The organism is Myxococcus sp. AM011 (assembly GCF_013372595.1).
In the GTDB taxonomy this organism is placed as follows: Bacteria; Myxococcota; Myxococcia; order Myxococcales; family Myxococcaceae; genus Myxococcus; species Myxococcus eversor.
The window spans coordinates 1-24,867 of record NZ_JABXEM010000002.1 but is presented as its reverse complement, the minus strand read 5'-3'; the positions used below and the strand labels follow the sequence as shown (position 1 = coordinate 24,867).

Genomic DNA, 24,867 nt, shown 5'->3' with positions numbered 1-24,867 from the left:
CCTCCTTTGCCCCGCATCCTGACGTCGCTCCTGCTCGCCCTCCTCGTCTCCGCCTGCTCGGACGGAGACCCGTGCTCCCAGGCTCCTCGCTGTGATGGCTCGGAGGCGCTCAACTGCGAGACGGCCTGCACGGTGGGCCCCTGCTCCACCGGAGCCATCTTCCAGGAGTGCGACCAGGGCACCACCTGCGCCGTCGTGCCCGGGGACCGGAGCGACTCGCGCTTCTATCGCTCGCGGGCGGTGTGCGCGCGGAGCCTGACAGCGTGTGACCCGGCGACGGCGCCCGCGCCCGTCTGCGAGGACGGCCGCTTCGTCACCGGCTGCGGGGCACACCGCCGCGACATCCGAGCGTTCTGCTCGCAGGCGGCGCTGTACTTCGAGAAGGTGCCGACGTGCTGCGTGACGGGGACGGGCGACGGCGGGACGGATGGCGGCACCGCGGATGGTGGAGTTCCGGACGCTGGGCCGGGCAGGTCCGACGCCGGACGTTGAGCAGCACGCGTTTCGCGGGGTGAGGCCTCCGCGCGAGCCCGGCGGAACGAGGGGGCGAGCCCCAGGTTGAACCCGGACGGCGCTCCGTGCGCCGACCGAGTGCGCCATGAATCCTCTCGTCCCGCGATACCACCGGTGGACGCGCCAACTGCGAAACCTCGTGGCCCATCTGCATGTGGACACGAGGACCCATCACATCGTCCGGAAGACGGACTTCACGCAGTGCCCCCGGCCCGTGCTGTTGCTCTACGGCTTCTTCAGCACGCGCCGCGTGTTCGAGGTGCTGGAGCAGCGACTGCGGCGCGATGGCTACTCTGTCTGGTCCATCCACCTGGGCGGTGCGCTGGACCGGTACAACACGTGTGGCATCGACGCGCTGGCGCAGAAGGTGCGCGAGAAGGTCGAGCGCATGTACGCGCGATATCCGCACATGGGGCCGCTGAGCATCGTCGGCCACTCGAAGGGCGGACTCATCGGGATGTATTACGTGAAGCGCCTGGGCGGCGATGCGCGGGTGCAGAACCTCATCACCCTGGGGACGCCACACAAGGGCTCGCGGCTGGCGTACCTGGGCTGCGCGACGCTCGGGTGGTTCAGTCGCAGCATGTGGCAGCTCACGCCCGTGTCGCCGTTCCTGAAGCAACTGCGCACCGGGGCGTTTCCGAGGAACGTGAGGCTGACGTCGGTCTACTCGAAGGTGGACGAGGTGACGCCGTGGACGTCGGCGCGGCTGGACGTGGAGGGCCAGCCGAACGTGTTCAACCATGAGCTGTCCAACGTGGGACACGGGGCGCTGCTCACCCGGCGGGCCGTCTACGAAGTCGTCCGACGCGAGCTGAGCGCCGGTTATGCCGAGTGCGTGCAGGGCCTGCGCGCGGTGTCACCGTCCGCCTCTTGAGGTAGAGAGGGAACATGCCCTCGCGCTGGGACCGCCTCTTCGACCTGAAGCCCGTGCCGCTCATGGACCACTTCGTGGAGGAGGTGGCGAAGCTGCTCGCGCAGGACCTCCAGACGTGGCCGCCGCCGGTGGAAGAGGTGGACCTGGACACGGGAGGCCACTTCGCGCCGCTGTTCACCGAGCCGCGTCCGCGTCCCACGCCGGCCGTCTATGCGGAGGCGTTGAGGCTGACGCGGTGGGAGCTGGCGCACGAGACGGACGCGTTCGACGACTACATGCGCAACAAGCGCTACCTGGAGCGAGGGCTGGCGCCGGATGACCGGCTGGCCCTGCTGTTCCTCGCACGGTGGTTCACCGAGCAGATGCTGAGCCTGGGAGAAGCCACCGAGGGCCGCGTGAAACGCAAACAGATGCAGGTCTGCCTGGACAAGCTGGAGACGAAGCTCCGGCTCGCCCAGGGCGCCCAGGCGTGAGCATTGCCTACGGGTAGACTCGGCTGCTCGACGCGGGGCATCGGCGACAACGAGTTCCCCTGGAACGACACACGCCGCAGCAGGCGATGGCTACTCGAGTTCGGCGGCCTCCACCGCGCCCAAGCTCGTCCCATCCGGCAGCCTCCACCCAGCAGGTCCACTCTGGGAAGAGCCCGCGACCACTCCTGCCGCCGCCGAGGAACTGGTGAAGACGGCATCCGCGCTGAAGACCATCAGGTCATCGGATTCTCGAAGTGTCAGCGTGCCATCGCGGATGAGCCCTTCGCGGATCGCCCGATATCCTTTCGACAGCGAGTCGGAGATCTTCCGAACCGCCGTCGACCCGCGCAGCACGACATATCCTTCGGAGGACCTCCGCATTCGAGCCTGGGCCTGGAGCACCGAATAGGTGAACTCGGGCCCGCTCGTCCGCGTCCCACTGCGCGGCTCCAGCATCTGGCCCGCGCGTCCCGAGAGAGGAGGAAGCGTGAGCCGCACGTATTCGAGGAACCCCTCCATGTCAGCCAGGTCCGACTCGGGAAGCGCGGCGCCCGAAGGAGCAGCGCCATTCGTCAGATTGACCCGAGCGGCCTCGCTCGCGAGCTTGTGCAGCGCGAGTTCCAGATGCTTCGCGTGGGCCTTCGTGAGGTTGCCGTCCTTCGACGTGAAGACCACCGCTTCCGTCCACCACTCCTTCGCGGAGTCCCGAGCATGCTGGGCGAGCCGCTGACCGAGGGCTTCGGCCTCGCCGATGTAGCCGCGAACCTCCCCCACCACGTCCGGATCATCACCGAGCAGGACGTATACGCCTGGGCGATCCGCCTCCCTGCGCGCCTTGAACTGGGGCAGGTGGTTGCGAGGAACGGCCAGGGCGATGCCCGCCCAGTTCATGACGTCCGCCACCCGCAGACCACTGGGGTCCCCATCCACGAAGAACAACTTGATGGTCTTGCCTGCCACCACGCCCCTCCTGAGCCAGCGGAAAACTCCTCGAAGTCTGCTTGAAAACCTGACTCGAAGTCAGGCGCTGCAAGCAGGCGTGAGCAGTCCCCTCCCTCGGAAAGCTGGGACCTCGAACTTTCCGCCACATCGGAACGAGTAGGCGCCGAGCATCGAGGGTGAACGAGAACCTGGGGCACCGGGCCTTGTCAGCGCGCGGGCACTGCCGTAAGCCCGAGGCATGTTGCAGCCCCTGGACACTCCGCCTCCGACGCCCACCACCGACCGCCGCAAGCGCCTGCTCATCCTGGGAGCCCTCTGGCTCGTCGTGGCGGCGGCCCTGGTGACGTTCCGCTCGGTGGTGATGCCCTTCGCTGGCGCGGCGCTCATCGCGTACCTGGTGCAGCCGCTCGTGGCGCGCATCACCCGGCTGAACGTCGCCGGACGCAAAGTCCCTCATTGGGCGGCCATCCTGCTCATCTACGCGGGCTTCTTCGTCGGCGTGTACCTCTTCCTCGTGGCCCTGGTGCCGCAGCTCTACCGGGAGATGGCTCGCGTCAGCCGCGACACGATGGCGCTGGCCAACACGCTCACGCCGGAACAGGTGCAGGTGCTCGCCCAGCGCGGCGAGACGTGGCTCAGCGACTACGGCATCCCCGTGGCCCTCTCCAACCGGGCGCTGGAGGGCGCGGACGCGGCGGGCAGCGGACACTTCAGCCTCGCGCTGGATCTGGAGCAGTTGCTGAGTGACGCGGTGAAGCGCGTCTCGTCGCTGGTGCAGGAGAACCTGGGCGACATCGTCAGCGTGTCACGCAGCATCATCGCGGGAGTCGCCGCGGGCGTCTTCACGCTGTTCTTCGTGTTGATGGTCGCGGCCTTCTTCTCCATCGACGGTCAGGCCATCCGCCGGTACTGCGGCACCCTGGTCCCCGCCGAGTACGCCCACGACGCGAGGCAGCTCGCCGAGCGAATCGACCGCTCCCTGTCCGGCGTGGTGCGCGGCCAGGTCACCATCTGCGTCGTGAACGGCGCGCTGACCTTCGTGGGGCTGCTGCTCTTCGGCGTGAAGTTCGCCTTCCTGCTCGCCACCATCGCCACGTTCTTCAGCCTCATCCCCATCTTCGGCACCATCCTCAGCTCGGTGCCCATCGTCCTCATCGCGATGGCGGATGGTTTCAAGAAGGGCCTGGCCATCCTGGTGTGGATCATCGGCATCCACGCGGTGGAGGCGTACTTCCTCAATCCCAAAATCATGGGGCAGGCCGCGCGCATCCACCCGGTCATCGTCGCCTTCTCCCTCATCGCGGGAGAGCGACTCTTCGGCCTCGTGGGCGCGCTCTTCGCCGTGCCCATCACCGCCATCCTGGTGGCCTGCTTCGACTACGCCCGCCTCAAGGCACAGCCGCAGTCGGTGGTGACGCTCCCTGCTTCCGAGCCTGTCTCCGGCGCCACCGGGCAACAGACGCCAGCGGCCTGAGCGCCTCTTCGCCTCACGGGGCGCCTACGGAGCCCCACCTCCGAGCGCCTTGGCGTAGTTCGCGAGCGAGCGGTTGTAGCGAGGCAGATGACGCGCCAGCGCCCCGAGCGCCAGCCCCACCGCCTCCCTCTCGCGCCCCGCATCCACGAGCGACAGCGCGAGGAACGCGGACACGGTGTCATCGAGTTCATCAGAACCAGTAGCCCGCTCAGCCGTGAGGAGCGCGACACTCTCCTCGACTTCGCCCAGATTGCGCAGCGTGCTGGCCAGTTGAATCACGGCCTGACGGCGAAGCCCGCCACTCAGCCCCGCCGCCAAGGCCTGTCGATACAGCGGCGCGGCCAACGCCTCCTGCCCCAGCGAGTCATGGGCCGATGCCCGCTCGAACAGCGCGCGCGGATGCCCCACGGGCAGCTCCGCCGACAGCGCTTCGACACGTGCGAGAAAGCCACCCGGAGCCTGGCCATCGAAAGAGGCCCACAGCTCCGCGATGCGCCGCTCCCACTCCAGCTCGGTCGTCGTCACCGCCCCAGCTTCGCAGCCCACCTGAAGGCACGAAAGCCACGAGGCAACGCAAGTCACCTCACTGACAGGCGGCGTCGCAGCGGGCCCCACGGCAGAAGGGGATGCAGCGTCCGCAGTCGATGGAGCCTTCCGGGCACTCACCCGTGCATCTCACACCGCGACAGTTCGGGCCCTCGTCCACGTGGGTGACGGCGGTGCCATCCCCGCAGCAGGCATTGGCGACACAGTCGTCATCCGAGTAGCAGGTGCGGTCGGACAGCACCGGAGGCGCGTCATCCAACGGCCCCAGCGGGTCCACATCGCATCCCAGTCCACCTCCGAGTGACACCCCGATGAGCAGGGGAAACAGACGGACGAACATGGAGCGGGACATGGACCCTCCGGGGGGTATTGAGCCTATCGGTTCATCGAGCCGAGGAAGTCAGCGTTCGTCGGCGTCGGACGCATGTGCTTGAGCACGAACTCCATCGCGTCGATGGGCGTGAACGGATGGAGCACCTGGCGCAGCGCAGTGATGCGCACGAGATCGCCCGGTGACAAGAGCAATTCCTCCTTGCGCGTACCGGACTTGTTGATGTCCAGCGTCGGGAAGATGCGCTTCTCCATCAGCTTCCGGTCCAGGACGATTTCGGAGTTACCCGTGCCCTTGAACTCCTCGAAGATGACTTCGTCCATGCGGCTGCCGGTGTCGATGAGCGCGGTGCCGATGATGGTCAGCGAGCCGCCCTCCTCGATGTTGCGCGCGGCGCCGAAGAAGCGCTTGGGCTTGTGCAGCGCGTTGGCATCCACGCCGCCGGAGAGAATCTTTCCGGACGCGGGCACCACCGTGTTGTAGGCGCGCGCCAGACGCGTAATCGAGTCGAGCAGGATGCAGACGTCGTACTTCTGTTCGACGAGGCGCTTGGCCTTGTCGATGACCATCTCCGCCACCTGCACGTGCCGCGTGGCCGGCTCGTCGAAGGTGGAGGACACCACCTCGCCCCGCACGCTGCGCTCCATGTCCGTGACTTCTTCCGGGCGCTCATCCACGAGCAGCACGATGAGGTACACGTCCGGGTGGTTGCGGCTGATGGCGTGCGCGATGTTCTGCAGCAGCACCGTCTTGCCGGCCTTCGGCGGGGCGACGATGAGGCAGCGCTGTCCCAGACCGATGGGGCAGAACATGTCGATGATGCGCGTGGTCATCTCCGACGACTCGTGCTCCAGCTTGAGCTTGCGCGTCGGATATAGCGGCGTGAGGTTGTCGAACAGGATGCGCTCGCGCGCCGCGTCCGACATCGGGTCCGTGAAGTTGACCTTGTCCACCTTCTGGAGCGCGAAGAAGCGCTCGCCCTCGCGGGGCTGGCGGATGGGGCCCGTCACCGTGTCGCCAGGGCGCAGGTTGAACCGGCGCACCTGCGACGGAGACACGTAGATGTCGTCCGGGCTGGGCTGGTAGTCGCTGTCGGAGCTGCGCAGGAAGCCGAAGCCGTCGCTGAGCATCTCCATCACGCCTTCGGCGTGGACCTCGAAGCGCTTGTCGGCGATGCCGCCGAGCAGCGCGAAGATGAGGTCCTGCTTCTTCAGGCCCTGGTAGTTCTCGATGCCCACGTCGTGGGCCATCTTGGACAGGTCCGTGATCTTCATCCGCTTCAGGTCATTGAGCTTGATGACCTGCATCGGCGCGCCGTCGCGGCTGACTTCCGTGATTGCGGGCGCGTCGGGGACCTCCGGCGCGGGAGGCAGCGTGGCCGCCGGCGAATCGTCCTCTCCAGAGGAAAGACGCGCCTCCTGGATGTCGTCGTCGCGGACGGGACGGGAAATGGGGGTCAGGACCGGACGGGGCGGCTCGGCGCTCACCTCGGCCTCCGGCTCCGCGCTGACTTCCTCGTCGCGGCGGGGGCGACGGGTGCGGGAGGGCTTCTCGGTCTCTTCCCTTTCGGCGGTCTTCGCCGCCGCGCGCTTGCGACGGGGCTTGTCGTCGGCCTCGACGGGAACAACGACGTCGGCGGCCTTCTCTCTCGAAGTACGGGCTTTGCGCATGTCTGGAACGCTTGGGGATTGGTGGGGTGCCCGAGGACTCGGACGCTCGATTGCCGGGGGAGATTCCGCGCGGCCTCGGAAGCACCTTCCAGGAGGACAGCCGTACCGGAATCCCTGAACGGGACTGCGCGGGCGCGGGCCGGTGGTTTGGGGAAGAGATGGCGCCGTCGAAACTCCTGCGCCAATGAACCGCGCGGGGACGTTATTGACCCCCTCCTGGCCTGTCAAGGCATCTTGCGGGGCTTTGGCGCGGACTCTTCCTCTTGGAGCAACATGAGCCCGACGTCAGACATTTCCACCGTCACCAGGGACACTTCGGACCCGGGGACAGGACCCGGAAGGTCTCTTCGCGCTCCGTGAGCCCATGCCTCCGGTGTCCCGGGCAGCCCCGCACCACGGCTCGGGACGCGCCCTCACCCGCCGCGCGATTCCCAGCCTACGTCCCAGGGCGTATGCGAACCCCCAGGCCCGGACGTCCGGCGGCGGGCTCGACGTGATGTCGGGGGGACGCTCTAGATTGCGCGGCACTGGACACGCCCTCGCTGGGGGCGATTTGGGGTAAGGACCGCCCACCGTGGACGACTTCAAGACCGCCGAAGCACGAGCCCGCGAGCTCCGTCGTGAGCTGGCCCACCACAACCACCGCTACTACGTGCTCGACTCGCCGGAGATCAGCGACATCCAGTACGACACGCTGATGCGCGAGCTGCAGGGGTTGGAGGAGCAGCACCCCGCCCTGCAGACGCCGGACTCGCCCACCCAGCGCGTGGGCGGCGAGGCGGCCGACGAGTTCGGCCAGGTGGTCCACCGCGTCCCCATGCTCTCGCTCGCCAACCTCTTCGAGGACGAGGGCCTGGTCGAGTTCGACGAGCGCGTGCGCAAATTGCTGGGTCAGCCCTCTGTCACCTACGTGTGCGAGCCCAAGCTGGACGGGCTCGCCATCGCCCTGCGCTTCGAGAAGGGCATCTTCGTCCAGGGCGCCACGCGCGGCGACGGCACCACGGGCGAGGACGTCACGGGCAACCTGCGCACCATCCGCAGCCTGCCCATGGAGCTGTTCCCCCTGGACGGCGGCGTGAAGGTGCCCGCGCTCCTGGAAGTGCGCGGCGAGGTCTTCATCCGCAAGGCGGACTTCCAGAAGCTCAACGAGAAGCGCGAAGAGGAGGGCGAGCCGCTGTTCGCCAACCCTCGCAACGCGGCGGCCGGAAGCCTGCGCCAGTTGGACCCGAAGGAGACGGCCGCGCGCCCCCTCTCCGTCTATCTTTACGAGTGCGTCCCCACCGAGGGCGTGCCCGCGTTCAAGTCCCACATCGAGAAGCTGGAGTACTTGAAGTCGCTGGGCCTGCCCATCAACCGCTATGTGCGCGCGGAGGGCATCGACGGCGTGCGCCAGGCCTATGACGCCTCATTGAAGGGCCGCCATGAGCTGCCCTTCGAGGTGGACGGCATGGTGGTGAAGGTGGACGACGAGGACCAGCGCAAGCGGCTGGGCCAGGTCTCCAAGAGCCCCCGCTGGGCGGTGGCCTACAAGTTCCCTCCGGAGGAGGAGTCCACGGAGGTGCTCGACATCGGCATCCAGGTGGGCCGCACCGGTGCGCTCACCCCGGTGGCACACCTCAAGCCCGTGAAGGTGGGCGGCGTCATGGTGTCGCGCGCCACGCTGCACAACGAGGACGAGCTGCGCCGCAAGGACGTGCGCAAGGGCGACACCGTCTTCGTGCGCCGCGCGGGCGACGTGATTCCAGAGATTGTCTCCACGGTGCTCTCCAAGCGTCCGGCGAGCTCCCAGCCCTTCGAGTTCCCCAAGCACTGCCCCGTCTGCGGCGCCGCCGCGGTGAAGGACGAGGACGGCGCGGTCATCCGCTGCACCGGCGCGTCCTGCCCCGCGCAGTTGGTGGAGAAGATCCGCCACTTCGCCAGCCGCATCGCCATGGATATCGAGGGCCTGGGCGACAAGCTGGCCGCCCAGCTGGTGGCCACCGGCACGGTGAAGACCTTCGCGGACCTGTACGCGCTCACCAAGCAGAAGCTCCTGACGCTGGAGCGCATGGGCGACAAGAGCGCGGACAACCTGCTGGAGTCCCTGGAGCACTCCAAGGGCACCACCCAGCGCCGCTTCCTCTACGCGCTGGGCATCCGACACGTGGGCGACGCGACGGCCAAGGCGCTCGCCGAGGGCTTCCCCGACGTGCGCCAGCTCTTCGAGGCCTCACTGGACGACATCACCCGGGTAAAGGATGTGGGCCCCGTCATGGCCCAGGTCATCCACGCCTTCTTCCAGGAGCCCCAGAACCGGGAGGCCATCCTCGCCCTGCTCAACGCCGGGGTCTCCCCCGCCCCGCCCCAGGTGAGCACCGGCGGCCCCTTCCTCGGAAAGACGGTGGTGCTCACCGGCTCGATGACGGGTATGACTCGGGACCAGGCCAAGGAGGAGGTGGAGCGTCGGGGTGGGAAGGTGGCCGGAAGTGTCTCGCGCAAGACCGATTTCGTGGTGGCCGGGGACGATGCCGGCACCAAGCTGAAGAAGGCCCAGGAACTCGGGGTAAGAATCCTGGACGAGCAAGCGTTCCTGCAGCTGTTGCAGACGGACGCCAGAGGGTGAGGCTTTCAGTCCATGAGCGGCACGCGGCGGACAACGCTGCGCATCCAGGGCAAGGTGCAGGGCGTCTTCTTCCGGGAGAGCGCCCGTGTGGAGGCCACGCGCCTGGGCCTGGTCGGCTGGGTGCGCAACCGCCCGGACGGCTCCGTGGAAGCGGTGGTGGAGGGTGAGCCGGGAATGATGGAAGAATTCATCCGCTGGTGTCACCGGGGTCCGTCCCAGGCGCGAGTCGACAGCGTCGGGCACACGGACGCCGAGGCCACCGGCGAGTACAGTCACTTCTTCGTGGAGCGCACATCATGACGCCCTACGCGCTGGCATCCCTGCCGGCCATGCTGGGCATCCGGGCCGGTTCCAAGGTCTCCGTCATCAACCCGCCGCGCGGCTTCGTGCAGAAGCTCAATCCGCTGCCGGACGGGGTGGAGTTCCTGATTACGGCGGTGACGGGCCTGGATGTCATCCTCTTCTTCTCCCAGGACGCCCAGGAGCTGGTGCAGCGGCTGCCGGCGCTGGCGCGCGCCATGGCCCTCACCGGCGGCATCTGGGTCTGCTGGCCCGGCGGCGAGGGCGTGAAGACGAACCTCTCCGAGGACTTCGTGCGCCAGGCGGCGCTGGATATCGGCCTGGTCGACAACAAGATTTGCGTCATCGATTCGACGTGGACGGGCCTGAGGCTCGTGCGCCGGCCGCGCGGGCGATTGGACAAGCCGTCGGGCGGCAAGCAGGCCCCCGCCCAGGCCTGAGAACCCGCCAGGGAGGCATCCGGCATCTGCCCGACAGTGGATGGATGCCGTTTCTCGGCTTTACACGTGTGCCGGGGGCGTGAAAAACTCCCCGTGTTTCTGGGCGCTTGTGTGACACTCCGCATTGGCGAAGGTCACGCCCAGTCGTGAATTTTTGACGGGTTGCGTTCCCGGATACCTCCGGGCGCGTCGGCTGCGCCGGGGCTCCAGTCGCCCCCCCAAGGTGGCCCACTGAAGGGCACCGACCGGGTGTGGAAGGAAGGAGCGGGCGGCACGCGCGTGGTGGAGGACCTCGAACGCGGTTGAAGACAAGGCTCCGCCCGGCAGGGTGCCGGTCGCAAAGCGGAGCGACTAAATTCGGAGGAGCAGGCGGTGGTCCCCTTGGCCCTCGACAGCGTGATGCGAGCCGTACCCGGACAGACCGGGAAGGCCGTCCTGACTGGAGTGCCACCGGAGGCCGCCTCTCCCTTCGCAGCGTGCTCGGAGGCGCGGCGTCTTGCCGCCTCCCGTCCGGTGAGGTCCGCCCTACCGCGCGCGCGTCCAGGATTCGTCCATGAGCAGCATCCTCGTCATCAACGCCGCGGGTCGGGAGACCCGCGTGGCGCTCGTCGAGAACGGGCACATCGCGGAGTTCTATCTCGAGCGTAAGAAGGACAAGGGCGTCGTCGGAAATATCTACAAGGGCCGCGTGGTCCGGGTGCTCCCCGGCATGCAGGCGGCCTTCGTGGACATCGGCCTGGAGAAGGCCGCTTTCCTCTACGTCAGCGACGTCGTCTACGACCCGGACTTCGCCCGGGCCCAGTTCGAGCTGACGGAGGGGGAGCACGAAGACGCCCCCGACGTGCCCACCGAGTCCGAGGCCGATGCCGCCGAGGAAGCGGCCCGGGACGCGGGACCGAGCCACGTCGTCGACGTGGAGGCGGAAGCCGCGGAGCTGGCGGGTGAGGACCAGGCCCACCGCACCGAGTCCCTGCCGCGCGACACGCTCCTGGAGCTGGCGGCGAACGCTCCGTCCATCGAGCTGGCCCCTGGCGCCGAGGCCCCCGCTCCGGTCGGCGAGCCTTCCACCGAGGCCCTCACGGCGGTAGCCGAGGCGTCCGTGACGGTGGAGGTGACGGAGCTCACCGTGTCCGCCGGCGAGTCCGCGGCGCACGTGCTGGAGACGGCGTCCGTGGCCGTCGCGGTGCTCGAGGCCCCTGCCGCGGAGAGCCCGTCCGAGACTCCCGCCGAGGCCGCCGCGCCCCTGTCCGACGAAGATGCGGCCGCCGCGCTGGCCGTGGCGATGCTGCCGCCCGAGCCGCCGCCGCACGCGGCCACCGCGCTGAGCGAGCTGATTCCCTCTCCGACGGGCGACGAGGCGGCCGTGGCCGCGCGTCCGGCGGAGGTCTCTGGCGAGCGCCGCGCGCCGCGCGAGGCCCGGGAGGCGCGTGAGCCGCGCGCCAGGGAGAAGGAGAAGGACAAGGACAAGGGCCGGCACAAGGGCGACGAGAAGCGCCGGGACAAGCACGAAGAGGGCGGCAAGGAGAAGGTCAAGCAGCGCCGGACGGACAAGATTGAGGACTTGCTGAAGGTGGGCCAGGAGGTCGTGGTCCAGATTTCCAAGGACCCCATCGGCACGAAGGGCGCGCGCCTCACCTCGCACATCTCGATTCCGGGCCGTCAGCTCGTGTTCATGCCCACGGTGGACCACGTGGGCATCAGCCGCCGCATCTCCAACGAGAAGGAGCGCCGGCGGCTGCGTGAAATCGTGGACCGGCTGCGTCCGCCCGGGACGGGCTTCATCGTGCGCACGGTGGCGGAGAACGTGCCGCAGGAGAAGCTGGAGAGCGACATCCGGTTCCTCATCGAGGTGTGGAACCAGGTCGTCCGCAAGAACGAGAAGCGGGGCGGGCCGGGCATCCTGCATCCGGACCTGGACCTCATCCTGCGCGCCACGCGTGACTTGTTCGCGCACGACGTGGAGAAGCTCGTCGTCGACGACCGCGAGGAGTACGAGCGAATCCTCGGCTTCGTGACGGCGCAGGACCCGGCGTTGCGGGACAGGGTGGCGCTGCACGAGGGTGACGACACCGTCTTCGACGCGTACGGCATCGAGCAGGAGCTGCAGCGCGCCACGCAGCGCAAGGTGTGGCTGAAGAGCGGCGGCTACCTCATCATCGACCAGGCCGAGGCGCTCACCGCCATCGACGTCAACTCGGGCCGCTACGTCGGCAAGAAGAGCCTCGAGGAGACCATCACCAAGATCAACGTCGAGGCGGCCAAGGAGATCGTCTACCAGCTCCGGCTGCGCAACATCGGCGGCATCATCATCTGCGACTTCATCGACATGGAGAAGGCGCAGAACCGGGACAAGGTCTTCAAGTCGCTGCAGGAGGCGCTGGGCCGCGACAAGGCGAAGACGAACGTGCTGCGCATCTCCGAACTGGGCCTCGTGGAGATGACGCGCAAGCGCGTGCGCGAGTCCATTGGCCGCGTGCTGCACGAGGATTGCCCGTACTGCGACGGCAACGGCTTCGTGAAGACGGCGACCACGGTGGCGTACGAAATCTTCCGGGAGATTCGCCGGGAGGCGCCGGGCTACAAGGACTCCACGCTGGTCATCAACTGCAACGCGGAAGTGGCGCGCCTGCTCCAGGGCGAGGAGCGCAACGAGCTGCGGCACCTGATGGACCGGTACAACAAGTCCATCCAGGTCAAGGCGCAGCAGAACTACCACCGCGAGCAGTACGACATCTACGGACGCTCGGCCACGGGGCCCGAGCACAAGGTGGCCTCGTCGCCGGGCTCGGGTGATGGCGAGTTGGCGATGCAGCATCGCAAGCCGGACAGCGGCGGCTTCGGACGCCAGGACCAGAACCGCCGCGGCGGTGGCAGGGACCGGGACCGTAGCGGCGGTGGTGAACGGCGGGATGACCGGGGTGGCGGCGGCAGCGGTGGTGGCGGTGGTGGCCGACGCCCGGAGCGCGGCGGGGACCGTCCTCGCGGAGACCGGGGCGGCGAGCGCGGTGGTGGCGAGCGCGGCGACCGGGGTGGGGAGCAGCGCGGTGGTGGCGAGCGCGGCGACCGGGGCGGTGAACGCGGCGGTGGTGAGCGCGGAGAGCGGGGCGGCGAGCGCGGTGAACGCGGCGGCGAGCAGCGCGGCGAACGTGCGGACCGTGGTGGCGAGCGCGGTGGCGGCGAGCAGCGTGGCGAACGCGGCGAGCGCGGTGGTGGCGAGCGCGGCGACCGTGGAGAGCGTGCGGACCGTGGCGGTGAGCGCGGCGAGCGCCGCAGCGAGCGCGGCGGTGGTGGCCAGGGCTCGTCGGGCGGAGGCGGCAACGAGGGCGGTGGCGGCTCGACGCCTCCGGCCTCTTCTGGCCAGGGCGGCTCGGAGCCCTCGGGCGGCACGACCTGATGAACCACGGTGGGGTGGGTGATGCCAACGCATCCCCATCCCGCCGAGTCCCCGCCTCGTTGAGCGGCGGGGGCTGAGCTTGACGCCGCCCTCTTTCGCGAGAGGGCGGCCTGCCCCAGGCTCGACGCCGGGGCGAGTTCGAGACTTCGTTCGCTAGAGCCATGCGCTCGCGCGCGGACTCCCACCCGCCAGCTCTTCCGGCGACCAGGTGACGTGGTTCGAGCCTGGAGCGACCGTCAGTCCTCCGTCGTGACATCCCCAGGACGCCGCACCAACGCACCCCAGCTCCGCTTCGAGGGCCGAGTCAGTGCCAGCTTCTCACCCCCTTCCCACCCTCCGGGCCGGGCGGAGATGTCGGGAGGTGTGCCCCGAACAGCGGCGTCACGGGGTGGGCTGGCCCAGGAGGCTCCGGTTTGGCTAGCCTTGCGGCTCCATGTCGCGGAGCGTCGTCGGCTTCCCTGCCCCACTTCAGTCCCGGATGACCCTCAGCTCCGCTCCGCTCGAAGCCTCCCGCAGCCCCTTCATCCCCTGCCTTCGAGGGGCCCGCCCCTTCGTGGGCTGGCGCACCTGAGGCTGGCCGTGGCTCCGTCTCCCTTTTCGTGGCTCAGAACCACCCGGGACCGGCTGCGGGACTGGGCCCTGCGCGTCTGGGCCCCCGTGGAGGGAACGCAGGTGGGCCGCTTCGCCACGGACACGGTGCTCGCGGCGAGCACCGTGACTCAGGGGTTTCGGGGGGAGAATCTCCGGCTTCGCGCCGCCGCCCTCACCTACATCAGCATGTTCTCGCTGGTGCCCTTGCTGACGGTGGGCCTGGTGCTGCTGAACGCCTTCCACCAGGACCGCTTCGAGGAGCGCCTGCGCTCCGTCGTCCGCGAGCTGCTCGCGCCGGGAGTCCAGGAGAAGTCCGCCGCGGTGCTCAACCGGCTGCTGGACCAGGGCAACTCGGTGGCCATCGGCAGCATCGGCTTCCTGGCCATCCTCCTGTCCGCCGGTTCGCTGCTGCGCCACATCGACGGCGCGGTGAACGAGCTGTGGGGCATCCGGCGTCAGCGCCCGTGGGGCATCCGCCTGCTCATCTACGCCGGGCTGTTGCTGCTGGGCCCCATCTTCCTGGCGGCGTCCTTCACCGGAACCCGGGCGGTGCGCGGCGTGCTGCAGAGCCTGCCGTATCCCGGGGCCTTCATCGCGCTGGGCACCACGCTCATCGCGGTGGTGGGACTGACGATGCTGTACTTCTGGACGCCCTACGCACACGTGCGGGTGCGCTCCGCCCTGGCGGGAGGACTCGTCGCGGGGCTCGGATGGATGGTGGCCAAGTCCCTCTACGCCGAGTTCGCCGCGCGCAGCTTCCAGTACAACCTGCTCTATGCCTCGCTGAGCGCCCTGCCCCTCTTCCTCGCGTGGGTCTACGTGAGCTGGCTGCTGCTGCTCTTCGGCGCCCGGCTCTCCTACGCCGTCGAGCACACGGCGTTCCGGGACTCGCTCTTCGCGTTCGGCACCCATCCCCGCGCCCACGAGCTGGTGGCCTCCCGCATCGCCCAGGAGACCACCCTGACGTGGGTGGACGGAGGCCTGGCCCCCACGCCTCGGGAACTGGCGACCCGACTGCGGGTCCCCGAGTCGCTCGTCCACGAAGTGGTGGACCGCATGGAAGCCGCGGGCCTCCTGGAGCGCCAGCGCCGGGGAGGTCTGCGGCCCGCCAGGGACCCGGCCTCTCTCACCCTCGCCGACACCACCCTCGCGGTGCACGGGGTGATGATTTCTGGAGGCGCGGATACCTGGGATGGTCCGCGAGCCTCGGGCTTCGAGCAGGTAGAGCACTTCTTCCAGGAGGCGGACTGCCTCGGCGTCGAGCGCCTGCGTCAGACCCGGTGGACCGACCTGGTGGCGCCCCTGCGGCCCGAACTGGCCGAAGCGCCCCCCTCGGCGCCCGCCAAGGTGGCGGCAGGCGGAAATCCGTAAAGTTTCTAGGTGGTTGGGAGTCCACCCAGCTTGCAGTGCCGGCGCGTTCTGTTATGTTTTCCTGATTCACCACGGGCCACAGTGCCCTGTCGCCAAGGGGTCACCGGGTTTGCGGGAGCGTCCGATGCTCAAGTCCGATCTGATCAACATCCTCGTGGCCAAGCGGGGCGTGACGCAGAAGCAGGCTGAGGCCACCATCGAGACGATTTTCGAGTCGATGAAGGATGCCCTCTGTCGCGGCGAGAACATCGAGATTCGCGGTCTCGGCGCCTTCCACGTGAAGAACTACCAGGGCTACCAGGGACGCAACCCGAAGACGGGTCAGGTCATCCCGGTGAAGCCCAAGCGTGGCCTGCTCTTCCGCACCGGCAAGGAGCTGCGCGACAGGGTCAACCGTCCCGCCCCCCAGCAGGCCCAGAGCGATTTGCCCTCCCCTGAGACCAAGAGCTCCGGCAGCACCGGCACGGGCCTCTGAGTCGACTCAGGACCCCATCGGCACGGGCGAAAGCCTGCCGATGGGCCGAATCTGAAGGGCACCGTCCAGCTCCCCATAGGTGAGCACGGCCACTTCGGGAAACGCCCCCTCGCAGAGCCTCCGCAGCGACCGCCGGACGTCTGGCGCGGTGAGCAGCACGGCTTTTCCGCCGGTGGCCACCTGTCGGACGCCTTCCAGGATCTCCGCCACGCGCTCCGGGTCTGGCGCGGGTCCTCGCTGACTGGTGGACCGCAGGATTTCCTCCACCTCCGGGTCCACGAGGTATGCGTACAGCGGCCCGGTGGGCGCGAACTTGTGGCTGAGGTAGCGGCGCAGGGCCTGGCGACAACGCTCGGCGAGCGCGACGGCGTCCCCTTCCGTGGTGGGTGAGACGAGCGCCTCCAGGATGGCTCGCAGGTCTCGAATGCTGACGCCCTCCTGGAGGAGCTTTCGCAGCACGTCCGCCAGCAGCGGCAACGGGACTTTCTGCAGCGCCTCCTTCACCAGCATGGGCGCACGGGGCTCCAAGCCATCCAGCAGCCCCTGGACATCCTGGAGTCCCAACAGGTCCGCGGCCCGGCTCCGCAACACGCCTCGCAGGTGGTCCGCGAGCAGCTCGTCGGGACGAAGGACCTGGACCTGAGCGAGTTCAACCGGTCCCCGGCCGGCTTCAGGAATGTGGCTGATGGTCCTCCCCGTCGAGGGCTCCACCGCCGGGTCCGCCTTCACCTGGAGGAACGCGAGCTCGTCGGGAGGCGCCAGCGCATAGAGCCCCTCCACGCGCACCTGTCCGCCTCCGGCTGGCACTTCATCCACCAGGATTCGGTACTCGCCAGGAGACAGGTATGCGGCCTGCGTCCGCACCCGGATGCCAGGGATGCGCACCCCCAGCTCGAAGAAGAGCTCGTCGCGCACGGTGTTCAACGTCTTGTGGACGAAGGCACCAGCGGACGCCTGGGCCAGCGCCGTCAGGTCCGGCGCGAGGTCCAACGTGAGGGGAGACACGCCCACCGGCACCACGGCGCTCTCTGGAGCCGCGCCTTCCTTCTCCGAGTCCCCCGCCTTGGAGCCTGTCGCGGCTCCTCCCCCCTTCGCCGCCTCTCCCCGAGGAACACCGCGCTTCAGGGCCCGACCCAGTCCGACGAGCCCTGCCGCCAACAGCAGGAAGGTCAGGTGCGGCATGCCCGGCATCAGCGCGAGCGCGACACACAGTCCGGCAACCACCCAGAGTGTCCGGGCGTCCCCGAAGAACTGCGAACCAATCTCAGAGCCCAGCGAGTCGTCCTCGTGCTCCGACGCGACCCGGGTGACGACGAGGCCCGCCGCCACGGTGATGCACAGGGAGGGCACCTGGGAGACCAGGCCATCACCGATGGCGATGAGCGCGAAGGTCGACGCGGCTTCGGAGAGCGTCATCCCGCCTTGAAGTACGCCGATGAGCGAGCCACCGAGCAGGTTCACCGCGACGATGACGAGGCCCGCGATGACGTCTCCCTTCACGAACTTCATCGCGCCATCCATGGCGCCGAACATCTGCGACTCCCGCTCCAGGTCCCTCCGTCGTTTCCGGGCCTGGGCCTGGTCGATGGCCCCCGCGCGCAGGTCCGCATCAATGGACATCTGCTTGCCCGGCATCGCGTCCAGGGTGAACCGGGCGGACACCTCCGCGACGCGCTCGGCTCCCTTCGCCACCACCAGGAACTGGACCAACGAGAGGATGGCGAACACCACGCCGCCGACGACGTAGTCCCCCTGCACGACGAACTCACCAAACGCCTGGATGACGTCGCCCGCGTGTCCCTCCGCCAGCGCCAGGCGCGTGGACGAGACATTGAGCGCCAGCCGGAACAGCGTGGTGAACAGCAGCAGCGAAGGAAAGGACGTCACCTTCAGCGCGTCCTTGGCTCGCAGCGACGCCACCAGCAGTGCCACCGCCGCCGCCAGGTTCACCGCCAACCCCACGTCCAGCAGCCACGCCGGCAGGGGAATGATGAGCGCTCCCAGCACCGCGGCCATCGCCACCGCCAGCACGAGGTCCGACGAGCTGCGCACCTTCATCAACCACTTCGCGAGCACCTTCATGATGTCTGTCTCCGTGCTGCTTCGTCCGCGTCCCGCGACTCCATCGCCGTGCGCAAGACGACCGCCGCGGCCTGGTACAGCTCTTCGGGAATGGGCTCCCCGATGTCGTAGTGAATGAGGCTTCTCGCCAACGGGATGTCCCGCACCACCGGCACCCCGAGCCGCTGGGCCTCCTCCCGAAGCGCCAGCGCGTCTTCCTCTCGCGCTTTCGCCACGAGGTAGGGCGCCTCGCTCTCCCGAGCGTCGTAGCGGATGGCGACCGCGAGGTGCGTCGGGTTGACCACCACCGCCGTGGCCTTCCCCACCCCGCGCGCCGGGCCCCCCTGAGCCAGTTGGCGGTGCAGGGCCCTGCGCTGTCCCTTGTGGCGCGGGTCCCCTTCACTCTCCTTGTGCTCACGCTTCACTTCTTCGCGACTCATCATCAGCTCGCGCAGATGACTCCTCCTGGCGAGCACGTAGTCCCCGATGCCCAGCACCAGGAGCACCCAGGCCACGCGGCGAATCAGCGCCACGAGCTGCTCCAGCATGAGTGGCAGTCCCTCACGCCCGGCCAGCCAGGCCGTCCTCAGCGCGTCCGGACCGACCGACTCCACGTCACTCCAAACAAGGCCTCCCACCACGGCCACCACCACCAACGCCTTGCCCAACTCCTTCAGGGGTTTCACGCTGAAGAGACGCTTCAGCCCCGACGAGAGACTGACCCGCTCCAGTTTCGGAGCCACATGACTCGGGTCCATTTCGAGGCCCACGGTGGCCATGGAGACCGCCAATGACGCGGCGAACGCGCCCCCCAGCGCGGGCGCGCTCAGGCGCACGAAAATCCAGAGCCCCTCTTCCAAGGCGCCCGTGAGCTGCTGCTCCAGGAACAGCCTCGACGTCCACTCCTCGAGCCGAGAGGACATCCCGAGCGCTCCCGAGCCGAAGCCAAGCACTCCGCCCAAGGTCACGGCGCTGGAGGACAACAGTCGGCTGCGGGGAATCTGCCCCTTGCGGCGGGCCTCGCGCAGTCGTCGGGCCGACGGCAACTCCTTCTTCTCTCCACTCATTGCGCCAGGGTCCCCAGCAACGAGAGCGCCCCCTCCGTGGAGAGCACCTCCGCCAGCAGTCGCTCACACAGCAACCCGACTCCCAGCCACAGCACCACGCCGCCTCCCAGGATTCGCAGCGGAGCCCCCAGTTCTTGGAGATTCACTTGCGGCGCCGCGCGCGAGGCCAAGGCCAGGAAACAGTCCACCGCCAGCATCGCCGCCGCCATCGGCGCCCCCACCGCCAGCCCCGTGGCCAATGCCCCACCCGCGAGGACGACGACGTGCAATGTCGCCGCTTCCGTGGGCACGAAGGCCCCCAGCTTCACCACGCCAAAGCCACGCACCAGTGCGCCCAGGACCAGGGGCGCCACCGCCCCCGACGTCGCCAGTCCCACCAGCAGGTGGTAGAGCCCCTCGCCCGTGGCCGACTCCCGGCTCCCCGCGAGTGGCAGGCTCGCCTCGGCGGACGTCCCACGAAGCAGGTCGATGAACCGTCCGCCCATTCGCGCCGCATCGAACGGCAGCGCCGCGACCAGCCCCACCGAGATGCCATAGGCCAGCTCGCGCAACACCAGGCCTCCCAACTCCAGCGACGACGTCACGGGCTCCGCCGTACCAACGCCTCCCTCCGCGCGCAGAAAGAGCGACAGCGACAACACCCACCCCAGTCGCACCGTGGTGGGCGTGGCCTGTCCCCCCAACAATGGGCACAGGAAGGCCACGGGCAGAAGCCGGGCGGCACACAGCGCCACCGCGACGGCATCCGGGCCCAGCGTCTCCAGTTGAGCGCGCAGCAACTCCAGGTTCATGCCGACACCTCGGAGATGAGCATCAGGAGCTGGTAGGTGAATCGCGTGAGCTGCGCGGCAATCCAGGGCCCCGCGAGCACCAACGCCACCACCGCCGCGCACAGCTTCGGCACCACCGACAACGTGCTCTCCTGAAGCTGCGTCGTCGCCTGGAACAGACTCGAAAGGAAACCCACCACCAGGCTCGCGCCAATGGGTGGCAAGGACGCGAGGACCATCAACAACAAGGCCTCACGCCCCAGGCTCAACAACACATCCTGGGTCATCGCATCACCGGTAACCAAGGATGAGGCCGCGCGCGAGCAGCGACCAACCATCCACGGCGACGAAGAGAAGAATCTTGAAAGGCAGACTCACCTGACTGGGCGACAGCGTCTGCATCCCCAACGCGAGCAACACGTTGGCGATGACCATGTCGAGCACCAGGAACGGGAGGAACACGAGGAAGCCAATCTGAAAGGCCTCCTTCAACTCGGTGAGGACGAAGGCCGGAATGATGACGAAGAGGTCCGTCTCCCGCACCGCGTCCATTTCCTCCGGGGGACGAAGCTCCCGCGCCAGGTCCACGAAACGAGCCCGCTCCTCGGGGCTCCCATGCTTCACGAGAAAAGCTCGCAGCGGCTCCGCCACCCGGGCCGCGGCCTCGAGAATCTTCACGCCGGAGCCGGCCTCCAGGTCCTGATAGGCGAGCTGCCCCGCGTCGTACGTCCGCTCCATCACCGACGCCATGATGTGGCCCGTCAGCACCGCCGCCAGCCCCGTCAACACCAGCGTGGGTGGTGCCTGCTGGGTCCCCATCGCCGAGCGCGCCAGCGACAACACCACCGCGATTTTCGAGAAGCTCGTCAGCATCAACACCGCGAACGGCAACAGGGACATCACCGCCAACATCCCCATCATCGACAGCGGGCTCCCCGCGAAGGACTGCTGGCTGAGCGAGCCTTCCGACGCCACGGCCAGGACTGGCGAGAGCACTCCCCAACCGCCCGTCATGACCGCATCCCCTTGCGGAGCCCACGCCCCGGGCGCGGTCGACGCGCCTGAGCGAGCATCCCAGGTTCCACCTCCCGCTCGGGCAGCGCATGGACTTCCGCGAACGCATCTCCGAAGGCCACGAGAAATCCCCGTCCTTCGACTTCCACCAGCGCAAGGCCGCAGCGAGGAGAGAGCCCCGCTCGGGAGATGACCTGCATCCGCTCCACGCTCGCCACACGTGCCTCCGAGGCGCCCCGTCGAAACCACCACCAGCCCAGGCCACTGAGTGCCCCCAGCACCAGGAGCCAACGAGCCGTGGTCACCACGGAAACGCCGCCCAGGGGCCCCAGCAAGGCCAACCCGAGGACGAGCAGCGTCGCGACCTGAAGACGGGCGCGAGGCGAGAGCGAAGCGTTCGGAATGCGCATGGGCTCACTCACGGCAACAGGGCCAGGACACGGGCACCCACCTCGCCCTCCAGGTCCACCAATTCGGCACGCGCCACCACTCGGTCTCCCACGCGCAACAACACCGGCTCGCTGGCATTGATGTGCAGCGGAAGCAGGACCCCCGGCCTCAACGCCGCCAGTTCGGAGAGCGGGACCAGCACCCGCGTCAGCTCCACTTCCACGTCCACCGGAAGCGGGGGAATGCCCTCACTCCGTTCATTCACGACCACCATGTTCGACTCCTGGAAATGCGCGCGGACACGCGCGCGGGTCAGCGAGAAACCCTCGGGCTGAAACGTCCCCGAGAGAGAGAAGCCCCGGGCCACCAACCTCCCGGGTCCGAAGAGGCGGGTGTCCTCGCGACGCACGCCCTCGAAGACGACGACGTCCCCCACCGCGAGCGCGTCCATCGCCTGCGGCGACAGCGGCGTCTGTCCAAGGAGGCACCTCAGCTTGAGCGTCGCGGCGAGCACTTGCGGAGCGGCGCCCGTGACTCGCTCCACGGGAAATTCCTGAGCCACGCCCTGAAGCACGGAAGCAGGCAGCAACAACCGTCCGCCCGCGCGCACCTGCCCCACCGTCACATCCAGCTCCACGCCCACCAGCGAACGTCGTCCCCGCAGACGCAACGCGACGTCTTCACGCCGCATCGTCATCGCGGACAGGCGCGGAGCCAGGGCCGGATACAGCGGTGACTTGGAGCGCACGGCGGAGAGCGCCACCAACATCAGGTACGCCAGCGTCGCCTCTTCCAGTCGCGCCAGCTCAGTCACCGCCCCGGACCTGCCTCCTGACCCGGCGATTCGCTCCAACGCGGCGACCGCCAGCGCGGGCTCCAACTCCAGCACTGCCACGCTTCCCACCGCCGACAGCTCCAACAGGATGAAGACCGCGGGCCTCGACAGCCCGTTCGGAGACAAGACCACGGCATCCAACAGCCGGGCCTCCGCTGACACCGGACACCCCAGCTCCCGACCCAACGCCTCACAGATATCGCCCAGGGCCTCACGCCCGAATCCGGCTATACGGGGCCGTCGCGAAAGCATGAGGTGCGCTCGGCTCAACCGGCGCGACCCCAGCCGACGCAGTCGACGAGGCACGGGAGGAGACAGGGAGGGCTCGGTATCGGGGTTCATCGAAGGGTCGTGAGCGGCAAGAGGTGACACCCCGCTCGTGCACGCCCCTCGCCATGAGGCGCGCTCGTGTTGGCGCGGGTTTGCGGTGCATCGGCATCCGCACGCGGGATGCCGGGTACGCGAGCCAGGACGGCTACACGCGAGGAGGTCAGCGCGTGGCTTCCCGGATGAGTCGCTCCGCGAGCGCGGCCAGCAGCGGCGGAGCCAACGGGTCCGAGGGTTCCTCCTTCCGGCCAGGAAACAGGGTCCGGTGATAGGGCGGGAGGCGCCGGAACACCTCCTTGCGAAGCGGCTCCGGCACCTCATCCATCAAGGCCTTCAGCCGGGCCGCCGCGTCGCTCCGCTCCCCGAACTCCTTCGCGACCTTCGCCTGTCGCTGGGCCGAGGGCATCGCGACGATGCACCGCAGGTGCGCTTTCGCTCGCTTCAAGGCCTCCGTTCCCAGCCCTTCCAGAAGCTCCTCGGCCCGCTCTCGCCCCAGGACCCACGTCACCAGCGCATAGCGCTCCAGCGGGAGAATCGGAGGCTGACGCCGAATCGTCGTCGCCTGCTCCGCCAGCGGAACTGGCGCCCGAACTGACAGAGCCTCCTCCGTCGGAACAAGCAGCGGCTCCCGCACCGGAGCAAGTCGCGGCTCGTCCACTGGCGCGAGCGTCGGCTCCCGCGCTGGAGCGGACACACCTCTCCTCGCCGGGCGCGAGGCCCGGCCCACACGTGTCGCATCCATGATGAGAACCTCCGTTGCCTGCTCAGGCGACCTTGCGAGTCGCTCCAGGAGAGAGCACGGGACGCGCGGGCACTGGCGGCGCGGGAGGCACCAGGCTCCGCTCTCGATAGTGGCGCATCCGCAGCGTCACCCACACCAAGGCCCCTGACAGCCCCGTCACCAACACGCCCAGCACGGCAAGCAACCACCGCAGCCTGGACAGGGACGACAGTCCACTCGCCGGAGCCACCTCCACCCTCACGGGAACCTCGTCCACCAGCAGCGATACCGACTCCGAGGAGAGCCCTTCCACTCCTCCCGCCAGGAGCGCCTTCAAGACGTCCGAGGACTTCCGCACCCTCGCCGCGCTGCCCGGAGTCACGCGCAGCATCGCCGAGGCCTTGGAAGGCACCGCGACCTGCCCGGGCCTTGGCACGGGAGGCACCACCAGATGGACGCGCGCCAGCAGCACACCCTCCACGGATTGAAGCGTCTTCTCCAGGCCCCGCTCCAGCACCCTCACCCTGCACACCCCCTCTTCCACCGGCGTGCGCACCAGGCCTCCACCGCCAAAGACGTCACAGCCGACCTCCGCCGCCGGCCTCGGCAGCCCCAGCTCGGCGAGCACTCGCACCGCATCCGAAGACTGGTCTCCCGTGACTTCGATGGCCCAGGAGGGCTTCTTGCCCCCCTCGGGCACCTTGCGCGCATCGAGGCCGCGCTCGATGAGCACGGATTGCAGCTCGTTGGCCTGTCGCTCATCCAGGCCGTGCTGGATGCGCTCCCGGCACGCGGTGACGAACATGAGACACACGAAGAGAAGCCAGCGTCGGTCACTCGAAGCCATGCGCACGCGCGCCTCAAACCTGCGTCTGGAGGACCTGCTTGACGCCACCGGTCGCCTTCTCGACGACCTTGCCGGCGAGGTCGAGCTCCTGGCTCGCCCGGTAGACCTGGGCCTGCAACGCGAGCAACTCCCCGGGCGTGAAATCACGCCCCGACTCCGCCATCTCCAGGATGCGGTCCAACCGCTTCTGCGCCTGCCCCACCCGCTCCAAGGCCCGCGCGGCGTGCTGCTCTCGCGCCGTCTGGACGGAGTCCACTCGCATCCCCTTCTTCACTTCCGCGCATCCCGCGGAGGCCTGCGTCCCTTCGGCTCGCGTCACGCCACGCGAGGCCTCGACGGCCGGACGCGCCGCGCCTTCTGTCGTCACCGACGGCGTCGCCTCTCTCGCCGTCCCTCGGGCGCCCTCCAACACCTCGCCGAATCGCTCCCGGCCGGGCTCCACCGACGCCGGGCCCGCGCCTCCCACTGCGCCCACCTTGTCCACGCTCATGGCTCGCCGCGCTCCTCTCAGCGGATGTTGTTGATGGCGGCCTTCGCCGAGTCGTGGCGGACCTTCATGATGTTCGAGATGGCGTTGTGCTCACGGCTCTCCCGCTGCATCTCGTTCTGGAGCTGCAGATAGGCCGCGTTGAACTTCTGGCCATCCGCGCTGAGCGCCTTCTGCGCCTCCAGCAAATCCCACGCGTCCCCGTTGCCCGTCGGCGCCCCCAGTGAAGCTCCCGCGCCCGACGTGGACGCACCCGATGCGGTCGTCGTCCCCATCGGCACCACCGAGGAGATGGCCATCTTCGTGCTGGAGACAGCCGCGCTCAGGATGGGGCCCTGCGGAATCATCC

General features: G+C 68.6%; 25 protein-coding genes. 10 read left to right on the top strand and 15 right to left on the bottom strand.

Annotated features, from left to right (window positions below):
• The first annotated feature begins 6 nt into the window (after positions 1-6).
• The 3 genes from HUW62_RS00790 (at position 7) to HUW62_RS00780 (ending at position 1,863) form a co-directional block, all read left to right on the top strand.
• The gene (locus HUW62_RS00790) at positions 7-492 is read left to right on the top strand and encodes a hypothetical protein (protein ID WP_176433265.1); all 486 of its coding nucleotides are present in this window, start codon (positions 7-9) and stop codon (positions 490-492) included.
• Positions 493-598: 106 nt separating this feature from the next.
• A complete protein-coding gene (locus tag HUW62_RS00785) occupies positions 599-1,390 on the top strand; it encodes a triacylglycerol lipase (protein WP_163865245.1) in 792 nt (263 codons plus the stop codon).
• 14 nt (positions 1,391-1,404) lie between these two features.
• Positions 1,405-1,863, top strand: a complete 459-nt coding sequence (locus HUW62_RS00780; protein WP_176433264.1) for a hypothetical protein — start codon at positions 1,405-1,407, stop codon at positions 1,861-1,863.
• Positions 1,864-1,953: 90 nt separating this feature from the next.
• On the opposite strand, the gene HUW62_RS49820 is transcribed toward HUW62_RS00780, so the two are convergent.
• The gene (locus HUW62_RS49820; protein ID WP_176433263.1) at positions 1,954-2,823 is read right to left on the bottom strand and encodes a GIY-YIG nuclease family protein; all 870 of its coding nucleotides are present in this window, start codon (positions 2,821-2,823) and stop codon (positions 1,954-1,956) included.
• A 220-nt stretch (positions 2,824-3,043) separates the two neighbouring features.
• Between HUW62_RS49820 and HUW62_RS00770 the strand changes: the two genes are divergently transcribed.
• Positions 3,044-4,279 carry an AI-2E family transporter gene (locus HUW62_RS00770; protein ID WP_163865248.1) on the top strand — a complete coding sequence of 412 codons (1,236 nt, stop codon included), beginning with the start codon at positions 3,044-3,046 and terminating at the stop codon, positions 4,277-4,279.
• A 24-nt stretch (positions 4,280-4,303) separates the two neighbouring features.
• On the opposite strand, the gene HUW62_RS00765 is transcribed toward HUW62_RS00770, so the two are convergent.
• From HUW62_RS00765 to rho, 3 genes are read right to left on the bottom strand one after another with little or no spacing between them, the layout of a single operon-like run.
• The gene (locus HUW62_RS00765; RefSeq protein WP_163865249.1) at positions 4,304-4,804 is read right to left on the bottom strand and encodes a tetratricopeptide repeat protein; all 501 of its coding nucleotides are present in this window, start codon (positions 4,802-4,804) and stop codon (positions 4,304-4,306) included.
• Positions 4,805-4,862: 58 nt separating this feature from the next.
• Entirely contained in the window at positions 4,863-5,177 is a 315-nt protein-coding gene (locus tag HUW62_RS00760) for a hypothetical protein (protein ID WP_163865250.1), read from the bottom strand.
• Between the two features lie 23 nt (positions 5,178-5,200).
• Positions 5,201-6,826 (bottom strand): transcription termination factor Rho, encoded by a 1,626-nt coding sequence (gene rho / locus HUW62_RS00755; protein ID WP_176433262.1) that lies wholly within the window; start codon positions 6,824-6,826, stop codon positions 5,201-5,203.
• Positions 6,827-7,400: 574 nt separating this feature from the next.
• Here rho and ligA point away from each other — a divergent pair.
• From ligA to HUW62_RS00725, 6 genes are all read left to right on the top strand, one after another.
• A complete protein-coding gene (gene ligA, locus HUW62_RS00750; RefSeq protein WP_176433261.1) occupies positions 7,401-9,428 on the top strand; it encodes an NAD-dependent DNA ligase LigA in 2,028 nt (675 codons plus the stop codon).
• Positions 9,429-9,440: 12 nt separating this feature from the next.
• Positions 9,441-9,728, top strand: a complete 288-nt coding sequence (locus HUW62_RS00745; RefSeq protein ID WP_176433260.1) for an acylphosphatase — start codon at positions 9,441-9,443, stop codon at positions 9,726-9,728.
• On the top strand, positions 9,725-10,168 hold the full coding sequence (locus tag HUW62_RS00740) for a DUF3052 family protein (RefSeq protein WP_141645932.1): 444 nt from the start codon (positions 9,725-9,727) through the stop codon (positions 10,166-10,168). The genes HUW62_RS00745 and HUW62_RS00740 overlap by 4 nt, the downstream gene beginning before the upstream one ends.
• Positions 10,169-10,721: 553 nt before the next feature.
• Complete coding sequence (locus tag HUW62_RS00735) at positions 10,722-13,562, top strand: Rne/Rng family ribonuclease (RefSeq protein WP_176433259.1); 2,841 nt, start codon at positions 10,722-10,724, stop codon at positions 13,560-13,562.
• A gap of 579 nt (positions 13,563-14,141) precedes the next feature.
• A complete protein-coding gene (locus HUW62_RS00730; RefSeq protein ID WP_240356317.1) occupies positions 14,142-15,524 on the top strand; it encodes a YhjD/YihY/BrkB family envelope integrity protein in 1,383 nt (460 codons plus the stop codon).
• A 124-nt stretch (positions 15,525-15,648) separates the two neighbouring features.
• Positions 15,649-15,999 carry an HU family DNA-binding protein gene (locus HUW62_RS00725; protein WP_163865254.1) on the top strand — a complete coding sequence of 117 codons (351 nt, stop codon included), beginning with the start codon at positions 15,649-15,651 and terminating at the stop codon, positions 15,997-15,999.
• A 6-nt stretch (positions 16,000-16,005) separates the two neighbouring features.
• On the opposite strand, the gene HUW62_RS00720 is transcribed toward HUW62_RS00725, so the two are convergent.
• The 11 genes from HUW62_RS00720 to HUW62_RS00670 all read right to left on the bottom strand — a co-directional run.
• Positions 16,006-18,081, bottom strand: a complete 2,076-nt coding sequence (locus tag HUW62_RS00720; protein ID WP_163865255.1) for a flagellar biosynthesis protein FlhA — start codon at positions 18,079-18,081, stop codon at positions 16,006-16,008.
• Positions 18,078-19,127: a flagellar biosynthesis protein FlhB gene (locus HUW62_RS00715; protein WP_176433258.1), complete on the bottom strand. Its 1,050-nt coding sequence runs from the start codon at positions 19,125-19,127 to the stop codon at positions 18,078-18,080. The genes HUW62_RS00720 and HUW62_RS00715 overlap by 4 nt, the downstream gene beginning before the upstream one ends.
• Positions 19,124-19,918 carry an EscT/YscT/HrcT family type III secretion system export apparatus protein gene (locus HUW62_RS00710; RefSeq protein WP_176433257.1) on the bottom strand — a complete coding sequence of 265 codons (795 nt, stop codon included), beginning with the start codon at positions 19,916-19,918 and terminating at the stop codon, positions 19,124-19,126. Before HUW62_RS00710 ends, HUW62_RS00715 begins: the two co-directional genes overlap by 4 nt.
• Entirely contained in the window at positions 19,915-20,184 is a 270-nt protein-coding gene (locus HUW62_RS00705) for a flagellar biosynthetic protein FliQ (protein WP_176433256.1), read from the bottom strand. The genes HUW62_RS00710 and HUW62_RS00705 overlap by 4 nt, the downstream gene beginning before the upstream one ends.
• Before the next feature lie 4 nt (positions 20,185-20,188).
• The gene (gene sctR / locus HUW62_RS00700; RefSeq protein ID WP_163865259.1) at positions 20,189-20,911 is read right to left on the bottom strand and encodes a type III secretion system export apparatus subunit SctR; all 723 of its coding nucleotides are present in this window, start codon (positions 20,909-20,911) and stop codon (positions 20,189-20,191) included.
• Positions 20,908-21,321 carry a flagellar biosynthetic protein FliO gene (locus HUW62_RS00695; protein WP_176433255.1) on the bottom strand — a complete coding sequence of 138 codons (414 nt, stop codon included), beginning with the start codon at positions 21,319-21,321 and terminating at the stop codon, positions 20,908-20,910. The genes sctR and HUW62_RS00695 overlap by 4 nt, the downstream gene beginning before the upstream one ends.
• Positions 21,322-21,329: 8 nt before the next feature.
• Positions 21,330-22,298, bottom strand: coding sequence for a FliM/FliN family flagellar motor switch protein (locus HUW62_RS00690; RefSeq protein WP_368670315.1), 969 nt, complete (start codon positions 22,296-22,298; stop codon positions 21,330-21,332).
• 328 nt (positions 22,299-22,626) lie between these two features.
• Positions 22,627-23,205 carry a hypothetical protein gene (locus HUW62_RS00685; RefSeq protein WP_176433253.1) on the bottom strand — a complete coding sequence of 193 codons (579 nt, stop codon included), beginning with the start codon at positions 23,203-23,205 and terminating at the stop codon, positions 22,627-22,629.
• 22 nt (positions 23,206-23,227) lie between these two features.
• Positions 23,228-24,031 carry a flagellar M-ring protein FliF gene (locus tag HUW62_RS00680; RefSeq protein ID WP_240356319.1) on the bottom strand — a complete coding sequence of 268 codons (804 nt, stop codon included), beginning with the start codon at positions 24,029-24,031 and terminating at the stop codon, positions 23,228-23,230.
• 13 nt (positions 24,032-24,044) lie between these two features.
• Complete coding sequence (locus tag HUW62_RS00675; RefSeq protein ID WP_176433252.1) at positions 24,045-24,521, bottom strand: ATP-dependent helicase HrpB; 477 nt, start codon at positions 24,519-24,521, stop codon at positions 24,045-24,047.
• Between the two features lie 17 nt (positions 24,522-24,538).
• Positions 24,539-24,867 (bottom strand): hypothetical protein (locus HUW62_RS00670; protein ID WP_176433251.1); only part of this gene is annotated, 329 nt, incomplete at its 5' end.

What these genes read in the sequence shown, in the direction of transcription:
- HUW62_RS00785 (WP_163865245.1), top strand. Translation starts at nt 599, where the DNA reads ATGAATCCTCTCGTCCCGCGATACCACCGGTGGACGCGCCAACTGCGA.
- HUW62_RS00780 (WP_176433264.1), top strand. Translation starts at nt 1,405, where the DNA reads ATGCCCTCGCGCTGGGACCGCCTCTTCGACCTGAAGCCCGTGCCGCTC.
- HUW62_RS00770 (WP_163865248.1), top strand. Translation starts at nt 3,044, where the DNA reads ATGTTGCAGCCCCTGGACACTCCGCCTCCGACGCCCACCACCGACCGC.
- HUW62_RS00760 (WP_163865250.1), bottom strand. Translation starts at nt 5,177, where the DNA reads ATGTCCCGCTCCATGTTCGTCCGTCTGTTTCCCCTGCTCATCGGGGTG.
- rho (WP_176433262.1), bottom strand. Translation starts at nt 6,826, where the DNA reads ATGCGCAAAGCCCGTACTTCGAGAGAGAAGGCCGCCGACGTCGTTGTT.
- HUW62_RS00745 (WP_176433260.1), top strand. Translation starts at nt 9,441, where the DNA reads ATGAGCGGCACGCGGCGGACAACGCTGCGCATCCAGGGCAAGGTGCAG.
- HUW62_RS00740 (WP_141645932.1), top strand. Translation starts at nt 9,725, where the DNA reads ATGACGCCCTACGCGCTGGCATCCCTGCCGGCCATGCTGGGCATCCGG.
- HUW62_RS00735 (WP_176433259.1), top strand. Translation starts at nt 10,722, where the DNA reads ATGAGCAGCATCCTCGTCATCAACGCCGCGGGTCGGGAGACCCGCGTG.
- HUW62_RS00725 (WP_163865254.1), top strand. Translation starts at nt 15,649, where the DNA reads ATGCTCAAGTCCGATCTGATCAACATCCTCGTGGCCAAGCGGGGCGTG.
- HUW62_RS00720 (WP_163865255.1), bottom strand. Translation starts at nt 18,081, where the DNA reads ATGAAGGTGCTCGCGAAGTGGTTGATGAAGGTGCGCAGCTCGTCGGAC.
- HUW62_RS00715 (WP_176433258.1), bottom strand. Translation starts at nt 19,127, where the DNA reads ATGAGTGGAGAGAAGAAGGAGTTGCCGTCGGCCCGACGACTGCGCGAG.
- HUW62_RS00710 (WP_176433257.1), bottom strand. Translation starts at nt 19,918, where the DNA reads ATGAACCTGGAGTTGCTGCGCGCTCAACTGGAGACGCTGGGCCCGGAT.
- HUW62_RS00705 (WP_176433256.1), bottom strand. Translation starts at nt 20,184, where the DNA reads ATGACCCAGGATGTGTTGTTGAGCCTGGGGCGTGAGGCCTTGTTGTTG.
- sctR (WP_163865259.1), bottom strand. Translation starts at nt 20,911, where the DNA reads ATGACGGGCGGTTGGGGAGTGCTCTCGCCAGTCCTGGCCGTGGCGTCG.
- HUW62_RS00695 (WP_176433255.1), bottom strand. Translation starts at nt 21,321, where the DNA reads ATGCGCATTCCGAACGCTTCGCTCTCGCCTCGCGCCCGTCTTCAGGTC.
- HUW62_RS00685 (WP_176433253.1), bottom strand. Translation starts at nt 23,205, where the DNA reads ATGGATGCGACACGTGTGGGCCGGGCCTCGCGCCCGGCGAGGAGAGGT.
- HUW62_RS00680 (WP_240356319.1), bottom strand. Translation starts at nt 24,031, where the DNA reads ATGGCTTCGAGTGACCGACGCTGGCTTCTCTTCGTGTGTCTCATGTTC.
- HUW62_RS00675 (WP_176433252.1), bottom strand. Translation starts at nt 24,521, where the DNA reads ATGAGCGTGGACAAGGTGGGCGCAGTGGGAGGCGCGGGCCCGGCGTCG.